A 14,442-nucleotide genomic window follows, 5' to 3' on the forward strand; every position below is an offset into this window, starting at 1 on the left:
CCGACCCGCGTCCCCCGAGAGAGGCTCCCCATGGACCGACTCGTCTTCCTCCTCGCCACCGGGCTCGCCCGGGGGCTCGTCGTCGCGCTCTTCGCGCTGTCCCTCGTGATCGTCTGGCGCGCCGTCCGCCTCGTGAACTTCGCGCAGGCCGCCGTCGCCACCGTCGCCGTCTTCGCCGCGTTCGCCGTCACCGGCGCGACGGGGTCCTTCTGGGCGGGGCTGGCCGCCGCCCTCCTCACCGGGGCAGCGGTGAACGCGGCCGTGGAGCGCGGCCTCGTGCGGCGCGTGCCGCAGGGCAGCCCGCTGCCCGGGATGATCGTCGCCATCGGGCTGGTCATGGTGCTGCAGTCGGCGCTCGGGATCGCCTTCGGCCCCCGGCACCGGCCGATGGCCGCGCCGTTCGACGAGCGCCCGTTCGTCGTGGGCGGCGTCCCCCTGCTCTCGCCGTACGACCTGTTCGTGCTGACCGTGGCGCTGGCGGTGGTCGGGCTGCTCGCGTGGCTCTTCAACGGCACGACGCTGGGCCTGCAGCTGCGGGCGTCGGCTGCGGCGCCGGAGGTCTCCCGGCTGCTGGGCGTGCGCGTGCCGCGCATGGTCACCCTCGGCTGGGCGCTGTCGGGCGCCGTCGCCGCTCTCGCGGCGCTCCTGCTCGTGCCCACCGAGCTCGGCCTCAACGCGCACTCCGCCGACCTGCTCTTCGTGCACGCCTTCACCGTCGCAGTCCTGGGCGGGCTCGACTCGCCGACCGGCGCGCTGATCGGCGGCGTCCTCGTGGGGGTGCTCGTCAGCCTCGTGACCGGGTACCTCGGCGCCGGCGTCGCGCCGCTCGCCGTGCTCGCCCTGCTCACGCTCGTGCTGCTGGTGCGGCCCGCCGGGATCTTCGCGGCCGCCCAGGTGCGTGCCGCATGACCGCCACGAGACCCGCCGAGACCGAGGAGACCGCCGTGCGCGACGCGCGCCGCCCCGACCCGCGGCCCGCCCGCCGCCTCACCCCGACCCAGCGGATCCTGCTGCGTGCGGTCGTGCTCACGCTGCTGGCGGTCGCCGCCACGTTCCTGCTCGACCCGTACCGCAACTACCAGCTCGCCGTCGTCGCCGCGACCTTCTGCGCGACGGCCGGCCTCACGCTCCTCGTCGGGCTCACGGGCCAGCTCTCCCTCGGTCACGCCGTGCTCATGGCCGCGGGCGGCTACGGCTACGCCCTCGCCGTGAACGCGGCGTCCTCCGCCGGCCTCGACGGCGACGGGGCGGCCGGCACCGCGCGCGTCGTCCTCGGGCTGGTCGGGTCGCTGGTCGCCTCCGGCGCGCTGGGCGGGCTGCTCGGCCTCGCGGGAGCCCGCCTGCGCGGGCCCTACCTGGCGGGGCTGACGCTCGCCATGGTCGTCGCGCTGCCCGCCCTCACGACGCAGGTGCCGGCGCTCGGCGGCGACCAGGGCCTGGCGGTCCCGTTCGAGGGCGTGCCCGAGGTGCTGTCCCGGCTGATCGTCGTGGAGCAGTGGCACGCCTGGGTGGCGATCGTCGTGGCCGCGCTCGCGGTCACGCCGCTGGCCGTGCTGCGCTCCGGGCGCGCGGGCCTGCGCATGCGCGCCGTGCACGGCGACGAGACCGCGGCCCGGCTCTCCGGGGTGTCGCCCGCGCGCGTCAAGGTCGGCGCGTTCGTCGCGAGCTCGCTCGCCGCCGGGCTCGGCGGCGCCGTCCTGTGCCTCGTCACCCAGTCGGTGGGGCCCGGCCGCTACGACCTCGCGTTCTCGCTGCTGCTCGTCGTGGCGGCCGTCGTCGGCGGGCTCGGCAGCCTCGGCGGCGCGGCCGCCGGCGCGGCGCTCGTCGTGCTGCTGCCGTGGCTCGTCGACACCGTCACCGGCGCCGTCGGCGTCCCGGCCGACCTCGAGCAGCGGCTGTCCGGCAACCTCGCCGTGCTGGTCTTCGGCGCCCTGCTGATCGTCGTGACCCTGGCCTGGCCGGGCGGGCTCGCCCGCGCCGCGGCCCGTCGTCGCCACCGTCCCCACCGTCCCCGCGGCCGCACCGACGCGCCCGCGGCCCCGCCACCACCCCCAGCGTCACAACCACTCGAGAGGTGATCCCCATGCGGAACCCCCGCACCGCCACCGTCGGTACGACGGCCGGCGTGGCCGCGGCGTCCGTCGTCGCGTGCCTGGCCCTCGCCGGCTGCAGCACGCCCGCCGCGGCGGCCCCCGGCATCAGTGACGACACCGTCACGGTCGGCACGCACCAGCCGCTGACGGGCCCGGCCGCCGCCGGGTACGCGTCGATCTCGGCCGCCACGAAGGCGTACTTCGAGTACGTCAACGCGAACGGCGGCGTCCACGGCCGCTCCATCGAGTACGTCGTCAAGGACGACGGGTACAACCCGGCGAACACCCAGACCGTGGTCCGCGAGCTGGTGCAGGAGGACCAGGTGTTCGCCCTGCTCGGCGGCCTCGGCACGCCGACGCACTCGTCCGTGCTCGACTACCTCGACCAGAACGACGTGCCCGACCTCTTCGTCGCGTCCGGCAGCACGATGTGGGACGACCCCGAGGGGCACCCGAACACGTTCGGCTTCAACGCCGACTACGTGGTCGAGGGCGCCGCGCTCGCGCAGTACACCGCCGACGAGCACGCCGGCAGCAAGGTCTGCGTCCTCGGGCAGGACGACGACTTCGGGGCGGAGTTCCTCGAGGGTGTGGAGCTCGCCCTCGGCGCGGACGGCGTCACCGCCCACGAGTCGTACTCGACGTCGAACCAGGACGTCACCGCGCAGATGGGGGCCCTCCAGGCCGCGGGGTGCGAGGACGTGCTGCTCGCCACGGTGAACGGCTTCACGGCGCTCGCGGTCGGCACGGCCGCGAAGATGGGCTGGAGCCCGCGGTGGCTGGCGTCGTCGTCGGGCGGCGACTACCCGACGCTCGTCGAGCTGCTGGGCGAGGACGTGACGCCCGCCCTGCTCCAGGGCTTCGTCAGCGCGAACTACCTGCCCTTCGGGCCGGACGGCGAGTGGGTCGAGCTGTTCGAGCAGATCAACGACGAGTACAACGACGGCGCGCGCTTCGACGGCAACACCGTGTACGGCATGAGCGTCGGCTACCTGTTCGCCGAGGCGCTGGCCCAGGCGGGCGAGGACCCGACGCGCGAGAGCCTGGTCGAGGCCGTCGAATCGGGCAAGCTCGAGGGCAACGGCATCCTGCCGCTCATGTTCGGCCCGGACGACCACTCCGCGTTCGACGGCGTCGGCATCACCGTCGTCGCCGACGGCGTGCAGGACTACGTCGGCGCGACCTACGCCGTCGGGGGCGGGAAGGTCACCGAGGTGGAGCCGCAGCCGGTGGAGCTGCGAGGCGGCGGCGTTCCCGCCCCGTAGTCTCGCCGCCGTCGTGGGCGCTCGTCTGGCGCCATCCGAGTACCGGATGGCGCCAGACGTGCGCCCACCACGGCTCAGCGGACGGGGGCGAAGCGGGCGGGCAGCTCGCGCTTGAGGATCTTGCCGCTGGGGCCGAGGGGGAGCTCGTCCACCACGTGCACCACGCGCGGGTACTTGAACGCGGCCACACGTTCGCGGACCCAGGCGGCGAGGGCGTCGGCGTCGAGCGTGCGCCCGTCGGCCGGCACGACGGCGGCGTGGATCTCCTGCCCGTGCACCGGGTCCGCGACGCCGAAGACCGCGGCCAGCGCGACGTCGGGGTGCGACACGAGCGTCGCCTCCACCTCGGTGGGATACACGTTGTACCCGTTGCGGATGATCATGTCCTTCTTGCGGTCGGTGATCGCGAGGATGCCGTCGGCGTCGAGGGTGCCGAGGTCGCCGGTGCGGAACCAGCCGTCGACGACGGCCGCGGCGTCCGCGTCCGGCCGTCCCAGGTAGCCCTTGAGCAGGTTGTGCCCGCGCACCACGATCTCGCCGAGCGCGCCCGGCTCGCTCAGCAGGTGCACCTCGTGGTCGATGACGGCGTCGGCGACGGCCACGTCCACACCCCACATCGGACGACCCACCGTGCCGGGCCGGATCGGCTCGAAGACGGTGTTGAACGAGACGCTCGGGGACGTCTCCGTGAGGCCGTAGCCCTCGTGCACCTCGGCGCCGTAGGCGGCGGCGAACTCCTCGAGCACGCTGATCGGCAGCGCCGCGCCGCCCGAGACGGCGTACCGCAGCGGCGGCCGGGCGTCGCTGCGGCGCGCGGCCTCCAGCATCCCGACGAACATCGTCGGCACGGCGGTGAACACCGTGGCCCGGTGCGCCACGAGCAGCTCGAGCGCCTGGTCCGGGTCGAACCGGGGCAGCAGCACCACGGACGCCCCGACGCGGAACGCGCAGTTCATCACCGCCATCTGGCCGAACGCGTGGAACAGCGGGAGCCCGCCGAAGACGACGTCGTCGTGCCGCAGGTCGAAGGAGTCGATGAGGGAGCAGTGCACCTGCTCGACGGCGGCGAGGTGGGAGCCGACGGCGCCCTTGGGCAGCCCGGTGGTGCCGCTGGTGTAGAGGATCGTCGCGGCCGACGTCGGGTGCACCGCCGTGTGCCGCTCCACGGGCGTCGCCGCGGCCGCCTCGTCCTCGAGGCGGGGGAGGGCGGGCCCGCCCTGCTCCGCGGTGGGGGCGAGCACCGTGACGAGGGGGACGCCCGCGCGCTCGGCGGCGGGCGCGGCCTCGGCGAGCAGCGGCGCGGCCGCGACCACGAGGTCGGCCCGGCTGTCCCGCAGCACGAACTCGATCTCGCCCGACCGGAACAGCAGGTGGATCGGGACGACGACGGCGCCGACGGAGAGCGCGGCGTAGTACACGCGCGCGAAGTCGGGCACGTTCGGCACGACCATCGCCACGCGCGAGCCGCGCCCGATCCCGCGTGCCGCGAGGGCGCCGGCGTAGGCGCAGGTCTGGTCCCAGAGCTCGCCGTAGGTGGTGGTGGTCCCCGCGAAGTGCAGCGCGGGGTACCCGGGATGGCGTCGCGCCGTCTCCACGAGCAGCGACGCGGCCGAGAGCGTCCCGAAGCCGGGGCCGTCGACGGCGTCGGTGGAGGTCCGGGCGGAACCGTCGGCGGGGGCGTCGGGCGCGGGGCCAGGGGAGTCCGCGCTGGGGTCGGGGGTGGGTGTCATGTCCGGTCCTTTCGTCGTCGTCGATCCGGAGGGTCGTGCGGGCCCCGGCGCTCCGGGACGGCTCAGCCGCGCAGCTCGGCGCGCCCGAGAGAGCCGAGGTGCACCTCGTCGGGGCCGTCGGCGAGGCGCAGGGCGCGGGCCGCGGCGAACATCTCGGCGAGCGGCTGGTCGCCGGACAGCCCGGCGGCGCCGAAGAGCTGCATCGCGCGGTCGAGGATCGCCTGGACGGTGCGCGGCACGGCGATCTTGATGGCCTGGATCTCGCGCATGGCCTTCCGGTTGCCGACGGTGTCCATGAGCCAGGCGGTCTTGAGCACGAGCAGGCGCAACGCCTCGACCTCGACGCGGGAGGTGGCGACCCACTCGCGGACCACGCCCTGCTCGGCGAGCGGGCGGCCGAACGTGGAGCGCTCGCGCGCCCGCCGGACGGCGAGCGCCAGCGCCCGCTCGGCCATGCCGAGGGCGCGCATGCAGTGGTGGATGCGGCCCGGCCCGAGGCGCGCCTGCGCCATCGCGAACCCGTCGCCCTCGCCGCCGAGCAGGTTCGTGGCGGGCACGCGGACGTCGTCGAAGGCGATCTCGGCGTGCCCGCCGTGGTCGCGGTCGTCGTAGCCGAACACGGTCAGGGGGCGCACGACCGTCACGCCCGGGGCGTCCCGCGGCACGAGCACCATCGACTGCTGCCGGCGGGGCGGCGCGTCCGGGTCGGTCTTGCCCATGACGACGAGCAGCGCGGCGCCCGGGTTCATCGCGCCGGTGGACCACCACTTGCGGCCGGTGATCACCAGCTCGTCGCCGTCGCGGCGGATGCGCGTGCCGATCTGCGACGCGTCGCTCGAGGCGACCCCCGGCTCGGTCATGCAGAACGCCGACCGGAGGCGCGCGTCGAGCAGCGGGTCGAGCCACTCGTGCTGCTGGTCCGGCGTGCCGAAGTGCGCGAGCAGCTCCATGTTGCCGGTGTCGGGGGCAGCGCAGTTGAACGCCGCCGGGGCCAGCCGCGGGCTCCAGCCGGTGAGCTCGGCGAGCGGCGCGTACTGCAGGTTGGTGAGGCCGGCGCCGCGGTCCCCGGCGGGCCCGTCGCCCGGGAGGAACAGGTTCCACAGGCCCTGCTCGCGGGCGGCGCCCTGGAGCTCGCGCAGCACGGGGCGCGGGGACCAGTCGTCCGGGGCGGCGGCGAGCTGCGCGTCCAGCACCGGTTCCGCCGGCAGCACGCGCTCGTCGAGGAACGCGCGGACCCGGTCGGTGAGCTCGGCGGTGCGGGCGTCGGGGGCGAAGTCCATCAGGCCCTCCCGGCGGGCGTCGCGTGCGCGAGGCCGTCCTCGGCCAGCGGCGCCACGAGGGCGCCGATCCGGTCGAAGCCCTCGCCGACCGTCTCGCCCGCCCGGTAGCGGTAGTGGATCCCCTCGAGGATCACGGCGAGCTTGTACGCGGCGAACGCGCGGTACCAGGCCAGGTCGGGCGGCGCGGTGCCCGACCGCGCGGCGTACGCGTCGACGAGGGCGGCGAACTCCGGGTAGCCGGCGCCGGGGACGACGGCGCTCAGCGCGCCGTCGTCGGAACCGTCGTCGCCTGCCGCACCGGTGAGGCCGCGGATGTCCCAGTACAGGCCGAGCATGCCGAGGTCGACCAGCGGGTCGCCGAGGGTCGCCATCTCCCAGTCGAGGACGGCGGCGACGCGGGGCGCGTCGGGCGGGCCGGCGACGATCGCGTTGTCGAGCCGGAAGTCGCCGTGCACGATGCCGGCCCGGCCGCCCGAGTCAGGGACGCCCGCGGCGAGCCGGTCCTGCAGCGCGTCGAGCCGGGGCTGCGGGCGGCTGCGGGAGGCGTCGTACTGGCGCCGCCACGTGGCCAGCTGCCGGTGGAGGTACCCGTCGGGGCGGCCGAAGTCCGCGAGGCCGACGGCGGCCGGGTCCACGGCGTGCAGGTCGGCGAGCACCTCGGCGAGCTCGAGGCCGAGGGCGTGCAGGCCGTCCGCCGTGAACGCCCCGTTCTGCGCCGGGCGGGACAGCACCGTGCCGGCCACGTGCTCCATGACGAAGAAGACGGTGCCGGTGACCTCGCCGCGGTCGGTGTCGTCGACGACGTCGACGGTGCGGGGCACCGGGACGGGGCTGTCCGCGAGGGCGGTGACGACGCGGTGCTCGCGGCGCATGTCGTGCGCGGTGGACAGCACGTGGCCCAGCGGCGGCCGCCGCACGACGAGCGGCACGCGGGCCCCGTGGACGCGGTACGTGAGGTTGCTGCGGCCGCCGGCGATCACGCTCGCGGTGAGCTCACCTCCGGAACCCGTGCCGCCGTCGGTGAGCTCGGGGTGCTCCCGCTCCAGCCACGCCCGCAGCCCTGCGGTGTCCAGTCCGGGCACGTCGGTCATCGATGACCACCTTCCGTCGACCCGGATCGTCCCGGGGCTCGAGCGAGCATACCGCGCAGTCGGTATGTGGTGCGACCAGGTCGTCCGCGGGGCGCGCGGGGCCGTCGTGGTCGGTCCTGCGGCGTGTCAGTCCTGCAGGATGGCGACCGCCCGCCGGACGCCGTCCGGCACGGGCACCGGCCGCCGGGAGGGCTCGTCGACGAACACGTGCGTGAACCGGCCGACGGCGATCGGCTCGTCGCCGTCGGCGCGGAGCACGTGCAGGTCCCACGTGAGGCTCGTGCGCCCCAGGCGCCCCACGCCGATCCCGACCTCGAGCTCCTCGGGGTACGACGCCGGCGCGCGGAACTCGCACGACGACGCCACGCACAGCCCGATCACGTCGCCCCGCGGGTCCAGCCCCCCGTGGGCGATCATCCACGCGTTCACGGCGGTGTCCATCGCGGCGTAGTACACGGTGTTGTTGACGTGGCCGTACTGGTCGTTGTCGTTCCAGCGCAGCGGGAACGGGTGGCGGGCGCGGGGCATCGGTGCTCCTGGGGGTCTCGGGCGGGGTCTCAGGGGTGTCGGCGGGCGGGATCAGGCGGAGGTGGACGGCACCCGCAGCAGGTGGCGGAACGCGACGGCGGCGCGGTCGGCCTCGGGCGTCTCGCCCGTGATGAGGTCGGCATAGGTGAACGACTCGGAGACGCGCACCAGCAGGTAGGCGAGCGACGCGGGGTCGATGCCGCTCGTGCTCCCGCCTTCGGTCCCGCCGTCGTCGTCGAACGGGGTGTCGCCGAGATGGGTGCGCACCAGCCACTCGCAGGTGGCGAGGAAGCGGTGCTGGATGGGGCTCGCCTTGGTGGTGAGCAGCCGCAGGGCGCGCGCGGGCTCGCGGGTGAGGAAGTCCCGGAAGTACGGGGCGGTGATGAGGTCGCCGGCGAAGCGCGTGAGGACGCCGGCGACCCGCTCGGCCCCGCGTTCGGCCGCCGTCGCGCGGTCGGCCTGGACCAGGGTCGGGACGGCGAGGGACCACAGCACCTCGGTGAGCAGCGCGTCCCGGTTGCCGACCCACCGGAACACGGACGTCCGGTCGACGCCGAGGCTCGCGGCCAGGGGGGCCATGTCGAGGCGCCGTCCGGCGACGAACGTCTCCCGCGCGAGGTCGAACGCCCGCCGCGCGTCGGCGTGGGCGCCGGGCGCCAGGCGCAGGGAGAGCGGCGTGGGCGCGGCCTCGAGGCCGACGGTCGCGATCGGCGCGTCGTCGTGCGGGGCGGGCGTGGTGCTCGTGGCGCTGTCCGGCATGACCGCAGCCTAGTGTCGTGGGACGAGGTCCGTGCAACATCTTGGAAAATGATGCACGGGGGTGCACACTGGTCGCGTTCGACGACGATCGGAGCAACGATGACGTTCACCTCCCCGGCCACCTCGACCACCGGCCTGACCACCGGCCCGACCACCGGCCCGACCACCGGCCCGACCACCGGCCCCGCGGTGCTCGACGCCGACTTCTACGGCTTCCAGGACCTGCTCACCCCCCGCGAGCAGGCGGCGGCGCTCGCCGTGCGCGAGTTCATGGAGCGCGAGGTACGCCCCCTCGCGGACGACTACTGGGAGCGAGCGGAGTGTCCCGTCCACCTCTTCAAGCCGTTCGCCGAGCTCGGCACGGTGGGTGCGGCGTGGCCCGAGTGCGCGCCGTTCGAGAGCTCGGCGGTGTTCCGCGGCTGGATCGGCATGGAGCTCGCCCGCGTGGACTCCTCGTTCTGCACCTTCATCGGCGTGTCCTCGGGGCTCGCGATGAGCGCGATCGGCCTCGGCGGCTCGCCCGAGCAACGCGCGCAGTGGCTGCCCCCGATGGCGAGCGGCGACGTCATCGGCGCCTTCGGCCTCACCGAGCCGCTGTCCGGCTCCGACACCGCCAAGGGGCTGCGCACCACCGCCACGCGCCAGGGCGACACCTGGACCCTGCACGGCGCCAAGCGCTGGATCGGCAACGCGACGTTCGCCGACGTCGTCGTGATCTGGGCCAAGGACACGGCCGACGACCAGGTCAAGGGCTTCCTCGTCCGGAAGGGGACGCCAGGCTTCACCGCCACGAAGATCGAGCGCAAGCAGTCGCTGCGCATCGTGCAGAACGCGGACATCGCGCTCGACGGCGTCCAGGTCGCGGAGGCCGACAGGCTGCAGCGCATCGACCGCTTCCGCGACGTCGCCCAGGTGCTCCGCGTGACGCGCGACGGCGTGTCCTGGCAGTCGCTGGGCACGATGATCGGCGCCTACGAGGCGGCCGTGGCGTACACGCGGCAGCGTGAGCAGTTCGGGCACCCGATCGCCAGCTACCAGCTGATCCAGGACAAGCTCGCCACCGCGCTCGCGAACGTCACCGCGAGCCTCGCCGTGTGCGTGCGCGTCTCCCAGCTGCAGGACGCCGGGACGCAGCGCGACGCGCACGCCGCGATGGCCAAGGCGTTCGTCACCACCCGCATGCGCGAGACCGTCGCGCTGTGCCGCGAGGCCTGCGGCGGCAACGGCATCACCCTCGACACCGGCGTCGCGCGGTACTTCGCCGACGCCGAGGCCGTGTACACGTTCGAGGGCACCCGGGACATGAACAACCTCATCGTGGGCCGCGAGATCACCGGCCACGCGGCGTTCGTCTGAGCCGCCCGCGCCCCCATCTCGTACCGACCCGAAGGAGACACGACATGACCGAGGCGTACATCGTCGCCACCGCGCGCTCGCCGATCGGGCGCGCGCACAAGGGATCGCTCAAGGACGTCCGCGCCGACGACCTCGCCGCGCGCATGGTCGAGGCCGCCGTCGCGCAGGTGCCCGGGCTCGACCCGGCGCGCATCGACGACCTCCTGCTGGGCTGCGGCCTGCCCGGCGGCCGGCAGGGGATGAACATGGCCCGCGTCGTGGCCGTGCTGAACGGCTGGGACTCCGTGCCCGGCACCACCGTGACCCGGTACTGCTCCTCCAGCCTGCAGACCACGCGCATGGCGTTCCACGCCATCAGGGCGGGGGAGGGCGACGTCTTCGTGTCCGCCGGCGTCGAGTCGGTGAGCGGCATGGCCGTCGGGTCGAGCGACGAGATCCCCGGCGTCGACCTCACCAACCCTCGCTTCGCCGACGCGCTGGAGCGCACGGCGAAGCGCGCCGTCGGCGGCGCCGGGCCCTGGACCGACCCGCGCGCCGTCGGGGCCCTGCCGGACGCGTACGTCGCCATGGGGCAGACGGCGGAGAACGTCGCGGACCTCCGCGGCATCTCGCGCCGCGACCAGGACGAGTTCGCCGCGCGCAGCCAGCAGCGCGCCGAGGCGGCGATCGCCGACGGCTTCTGGGCGCGGGACATCACGCCCGTCACGCTCGACGACGGCACGGTGGTGTCCGCGGACGACGGCCCACGCCCCGGCACGACCGTCGAGAGGCTCGCGACGCTCGACCCGGTGTTCCGCCCCGACGGCACGGTCACCGCCGGCAACGCGTGCCCGCTCAACGACGGGGCCGCCGCCGTCGTCGTGGTCTCCGACCGCGTCGTCGACGAGCTCGGCCTGACGCCGCTGGCGCGCATCGTGTCGACCGGCGTCACGGGCCTGTCGCCCGAGATCATGGGCCTGGGCCCGGTGGGGGCGAGCCGCCAGGCGCTCGCCCGCGCGGGGCTCGGGATCGACGACATGGACCTCGTCGAGATCAACGAGGCGTTCGCCGCGCAGGTCATCGCGTCGGCCCTCGAGCTGGGCATCGAGGACGAGCGGCTCAACGTCCACGGCGGCGCCATCGCCGTCGGGCACCCCTTCGGCATGACCGGCGCCCGTATCACCTCCACGCTGATCAACGGGCTCGAGGCGTCGGGCGGCCGCTACGGGCTGGAGACCATGTGCGTCGGCGGCGGGCAGGGCATGGCGATGGTGCTGGAGCGCGTCGCGTAGCGCTCAGAGCCACTCGCCGTCGCGCATGAGGGTACGGCCGGCCAGCTCGTCCACCTCGCGCCAGGCCTGGACGCGTCGCGGGCGCAGCACGAGGTAGACGTCGTGCTCGCCGCCCGGGCGCGGGTCCCAGTCCGCCTGCGCGGCATACCCCTCGGCGAGCTCCGGCGGCGCCTCGGCGACCCGGACCGAGCGCTCGAGGACGGCGTCGACCATGACGACGTCGCGTGTCGCCCCGAGCGAGAGCCGCGCGGTACCGGTGGCGAGCAGGTTGCGGCCCGTGCGCGACGTCGCCTCCAGCGCGAGGACGACGCGGTCGTCGACCCAGGCCAGCGACAGGGGCACCAGGTAGGGCTCGGGCGTGCCGTCGGGTGCCGTCGACGCCGTGGCGACCCAGACGTCTCGCACCGGGGAGCTCAGCATCGCCAGCGTGTCGGCGCGGCGCTGCTCGCGTGTGCGAGGACCGGGTGCGACCTGCGGGTTCGTCGTCATGGCGCCATCCTGCCCGATCCGGTGCCCCCGGACGGCGGCGCCGTCCGGGGGCACCGCCTATCGCTCGGGGACGTACAGCGCCAGCGTCTGCGCGACGAGCGCCGGCTTGTCGACCCCCTCGATCTCGACGGTCACGGTCGAGGCCAGCCGCACGCCCTGGGCGACGGTCTCGGCACCCGTGAGCTCCGTCGTCGCGCGGATGCGCGAGCCGGCGGGGACGGGGTGCAGGAACCGCACCTTGTCCAGGCCGTAGTTCATCGCCATCGCGACGCCGCCCACCTCGACCAGCGACGACGCCAGCCGGGGCAGCAGGGACAGGGTGAGGAACCCGTGCGCGATCGTCGTGCCGAACGGGCCGTCGGCGGCGCGCCACGGGTCGACGTGGATCCACTGGAGGTCCTCGGTGGCGTCGGCGAACGCGTCGATGCGCTCCTGCGCGATCGTGAACCACTCGCCCGTGGCCTTCTGCCCGACGGCGCCGGCCAGCGCGGCGGGGGAGGAGACCTGGATGGCCGCGGTCACGCCTTCGGCCCGCCGGCGACGTAGAGCACCTGGCCCGAGACGAACGACGCCTCCTCGGAGCAGAAGAACGACACGGCGGCGGCGATGTCCTCGGGCTGCCCGACCCGCCCGACCGGTACGTCCTTGGCCGCCGCGGCGTGGAACTCCTCGGGCGTCATGCCGATGCGCTCGGCGGTCTCGGCGATCATGTCGGTCGCGATGACGCCCGGTGCCACGGCGTTGGCGGTGACACCGAACTTGCCCAGCTCGATCGCGAGCGTCTTGGTGAACCCCTGCATGCCCGCCTTCGCGGCGGAGTAGTTCGCCTGGCCCCGGTTGCCGAGCGCGGACGTGCTGGACAGGTTGACGACGCGGCCCCAGCCGGCGGCGACCATGTGCGCCTGCACGGCCCGCGTCGCGACGAACGCGCCGCGCAGGTGCACGCGCAGCACGGCGTCCCAGTCGTCCTCGGACATCTTGAACAGGAGGTTGTCGCGCAGGATCCCGGCGTTGTTCACCAGGATCGTCGGCGCGCCGAGCTCGTCCGTCACGCGCGCGACGGCGGCCTCGACGGCCGCGGCGTCGGCGACGTCCACGCCGAGGCCGATCGCGCGACCGCCGCCGGCGACGGTGTCGGCGGCGGTCGCGGCGGCCTGCTCCTCCAGGAGGTCCAGGACGGCGACGGCGTGGCCGTCGGCGGCCAGCCGGCGGGCGGTCGCGGCCCCGATGCCGCGGGCGGCTCCGGTGACGACGGCGACGCGCGAGGTGGGGTCGGCGGTGGCGGTCATGCGGTGGTCCTCTCGTCGAAGGTGATGAGCTGGCGCAGCTCGGCGCCGGCGGCGAGCCGGTCCAGGGCGGCCGGCAGGTCCTCGAGCCCGATGCGGGCCGAGACGAGTGATTCGAGCGGCAGGCGGCCCGCGCGCCAGAGGTCGACGTACCGCGGGATGTCGCGGCTCGGCACGGACGACCCGAGGTAGGAGCCCACGACCGTGCGGGCCTCGGCCGTCAGGGTCAGCGGCGCGACGGACGCGCGGGCGTCGGGGCCGGGCAGCCCGGCCGTCACGGTGGTGCCGCCGGGCGCGGTGAGCGCGAGCGCGGTCTCGAAGGCGCGCGCCGAGCCGGCGGCCTCGACGACGACGGGCGCCCGCTCGCCGGCGTCGAGCGCCTCGTCGGGGGTGCGCGCGGTGGTGGCGCCGAGGCGGCGCGCGAGGTCGAGCTTGGCGGGCACCGGGTCGACGCCGAGCACCTCGTGCCCCAGGGCGAGCGCGACGAGCAGCGCGGCCATCCCGACCCCGCCCAGGCCGACGACGGCCACGCGGTCGCCGGGTGCCGGGCGGCCGGCGTTGATCACGGCGCCGCCGCCCGTGAGGACCGCGCAGCCCAGCAGGGCGGCGACGTCGGCGGGCACGTCGTCGTCCACGGGGACCACGGAGGTGCGGTGCACGACGGCGTGGGTGGCGAAGGCGCTGACGCCCAGGTGGTGGTGGACCGGCTCCGGGCCGCGGTGCAGCCGTACCGCGCCCCCGACCAGCGTGGCGGCGGCGTTGGCGGCGCTGCCGGCCGTGCAGGGCAGCCGGCCGTCGGTGGCGCAGGCTGCGCAGGCGCCGCACCGCGGCAGGAAGGTCAGGACGACGCGCCGTCCCGGGGCGATGCCATCGGTGCCATCGGTGCCATCGGTGCCGTCGTGCGCCGCGTCGCCGACGGCCTCCACGATCCCGGCGGCCTCGTGGCCGAGGAGCAGGGGGACGGGGCGCTCGCGGCTGCCGTCCACGACGCTCAGGTCCGAGTGGCACAGCCCCGCGGCCTCGATGCGGACCAGGAGCTCGCCGGGCCCGGGCGGGTCGAGGTCGAGCGTGCTGGTGCGCAGCGCCCCGGAGGTGGCGTACGGCGGGGGTGCTCCGGTGCGGTCCAGCACGGCGCCCACGATCTGCACGGTCGACCTCCTCGTCGCTGAGGGCCCCAGTCTGCTCCCGAGAGCCCGTCCATCCGACATACCGACTGCGCGGTATGTCGGCAGCAGCGTACACGAGCGAGGCGCCCGTGCGGCCGACCTGCGCGGTTGACAGCGGTCGCCGTCGC

Annotated in this window: 14 protein-coding genes; 5 read left to right on the forward strand and 9 right to left on the reverse strand. The window is 75.1% G+C overall.

From position 1 onward, the window contains the following. The first annotated feature begins 30 nt into the window (after positions 1-30). From ACFCZN_RS05685 to ACFCZN_RS05695, 3 genes are read left to right on the forward strand one after another with little or no spacing between them, the layout of a single operon-like run. The gene (locus ACFCZN_RS05685; RefSeq protein ID WP_430556122.1) at positions 31-909 is read left to right on the forward strand and encodes a branched-chain amino acid ABC transporter permease; all 879 of its coding nucleotides are present in this window, start codon (positions 31-33) and stop codon (positions 907-909) included. Continuing rightward, positions 906-2,078 carry a branched-chain amino acid ABC transporter permease gene (locus ACFCZN_RS05690; RefSeq protein WP_430556123.1) on the forward strand — a complete coding sequence of 391 codons (1,173 nt, stop codon included), beginning with the start codon at positions 906-908 and terminating at the stop codon, positions 2,076-2,078. Before ACFCZN_RS05685 ends, ACFCZN_RS05690 begins: the two co-directional genes overlap by 4 nt. Positions 2,079-2,083: 5 nt before the next feature. Then, positions 2,084-3,358 carry an ABC transporter substrate-binding protein gene (locus ACFCZN_RS05695; protein WP_430556124.1) on the forward strand — a complete coding sequence of 425 codons (1,275 nt, stop codon included), beginning with the start codon at positions 2,084-2,086 and terminating at the stop codon, positions 3,356-3,358. Positions 3,359-3,432: 74 nt separating this feature from the next. Here the strand turns inward: ACFCZN_RS05695 and ACFCZN_RS05700 are convergent, their stop codons facing one another. From ACFCZN_RS05700 to ACFCZN_RS05720, 5 genes are all read right to left on the reverse strand, one after another. Next, positions 3,433-5,088, reverse strand: a complete 1,656-nt coding sequence (locus tag ACFCZN_RS05700) for an AMP-binding protein (RefSeq protein WP_430556125.1) — start codon at positions 5,086-5,088, stop codon at positions 3,433-3,435. 62 nt (positions 5,089-5,150) lie between these two features. Further along, a complete protein-coding gene (locus ACFCZN_RS05705) occupies positions 5,151-6,368 on the reverse strand; it encodes an acyl-CoA dehydrogenase family protein (protein WP_430556126.1) in 1,218 nt (405 codons plus the stop codon). Further along, entirely contained in the window at positions 6,368-7,459 is a 1,092-nt protein-coding gene (locus tag ACFCZN_RS05710; protein ID WP_430556127.1) for a phosphotransferase family protein, read from the reverse strand. Before ACFCZN_RS05710 ends, ACFCZN_RS05705 begins: the two co-directional genes overlap by 1 nt. A 126-nt stretch (positions 7,460-7,585) precedes the next feature. Further along, a complete protein-coding gene (locus ACFCZN_RS05715) occupies positions 7,586-7,987 on the reverse strand; it encodes an acyl-CoA thioesterase (protein ID WP_430556128.1) in 402 nt (133 codons plus the stop codon). 51 nt (positions 7,988-8,038) lie between these two features. Further along, on the reverse strand, positions 8,039-8,746 hold the full coding sequence (locus tag ACFCZN_RS05720) for a QsdR family transcriptional regulator (RefSeq protein WP_429763328.1): 708 nt from the start codon (positions 8,744-8,746) through the stop codon (positions 8,039-8,041). 99 nt (positions 8,747-8,845) lie between these two features. Between ACFCZN_RS05720 and ACFCZN_RS05725 the strand changes: the two genes are divergently transcribed. Then, a complete protein-coding gene (locus ACFCZN_RS05725) occupies positions 8,846-10,102 on the forward strand; it encodes an acyl-CoA dehydrogenase family protein (protein WP_430556129.1) in 1,257 nt (418 codons plus the stop codon). A 44-nt stretch (positions 10,103-10,146) separates the two neighbouring features. Next, entirely contained in the window at positions 10,147-11,373 is a 1,227-nt protein-coding gene (locus tag ACFCZN_RS05730) for an acetyl-CoA C-acetyltransferase (protein WP_429763330.1), read from the forward strand. Between the two features lie 3 nt (positions 11,374-11,376). Here the strand turns inward: ACFCZN_RS05730 and ACFCZN_RS05735 are convergent, their stop codons facing one another. From ACFCZN_RS05735 to ACFCZN_RS05750, 4 genes are read right to left on the reverse strand one after another with little or no spacing between them, the layout of a single operon-like run. Then, positions 11,377-11,862: a pyridoxamine 5'-phosphate oxidase family protein gene (locus ACFCZN_RS05735; RefSeq protein ID WP_429763331.1), complete on the reverse strand. Its 486-nt coding sequence runs from the start codon at positions 11,860-11,862 to the stop codon at positions 11,377-11,379. A gap of 57 nt (positions 11,863-11,919) precedes the next feature. Then, a complete protein-coding gene (locus ACFCZN_RS05740) occupies positions 11,920-12,384 on the reverse strand; it encodes a MaoC family dehydratase (protein WP_430556130.1) in 465 nt (154 codons plus the stop codon). Next, entirely contained in the window at positions 12,381-13,151 is a 771-nt protein-coding gene (gene fabG / locus ACFCZN_RS05745) for a 3-oxoacyl-ACP reductase FabG (protein ID WP_430556131.1), read from the reverse strand. The genes ACFCZN_RS05740 and fabG overlap by 4 nt, the downstream gene beginning before the upstream one ends. Continuing rightward, entirely contained in the window at positions 13,148-14,296 is a 1,149-nt protein-coding gene (locus tag ACFCZN_RS05750) for a zinc-binding dehydrogenase (protein ID WP_430556132.1), read from the reverse strand. Before ACFCZN_RS05750 ends, fabG begins: the two co-directional genes overlap by 4 nt. Positions 14,297-14,442: the final 146 nt, after the last annotated feature.

Origin of the sequence: Isoptericola sp. NPDC056134, assembly GCF_042264825.1 — a bacterium.
In the GTDB taxonomy this organism is placed as follows: domain Bacteria; phylum Actinomycetota; class Actinomycetes; order Actinomycetales; family Cellulomonadaceae; genus Isoptericola; species Isoptericola nanjingensis.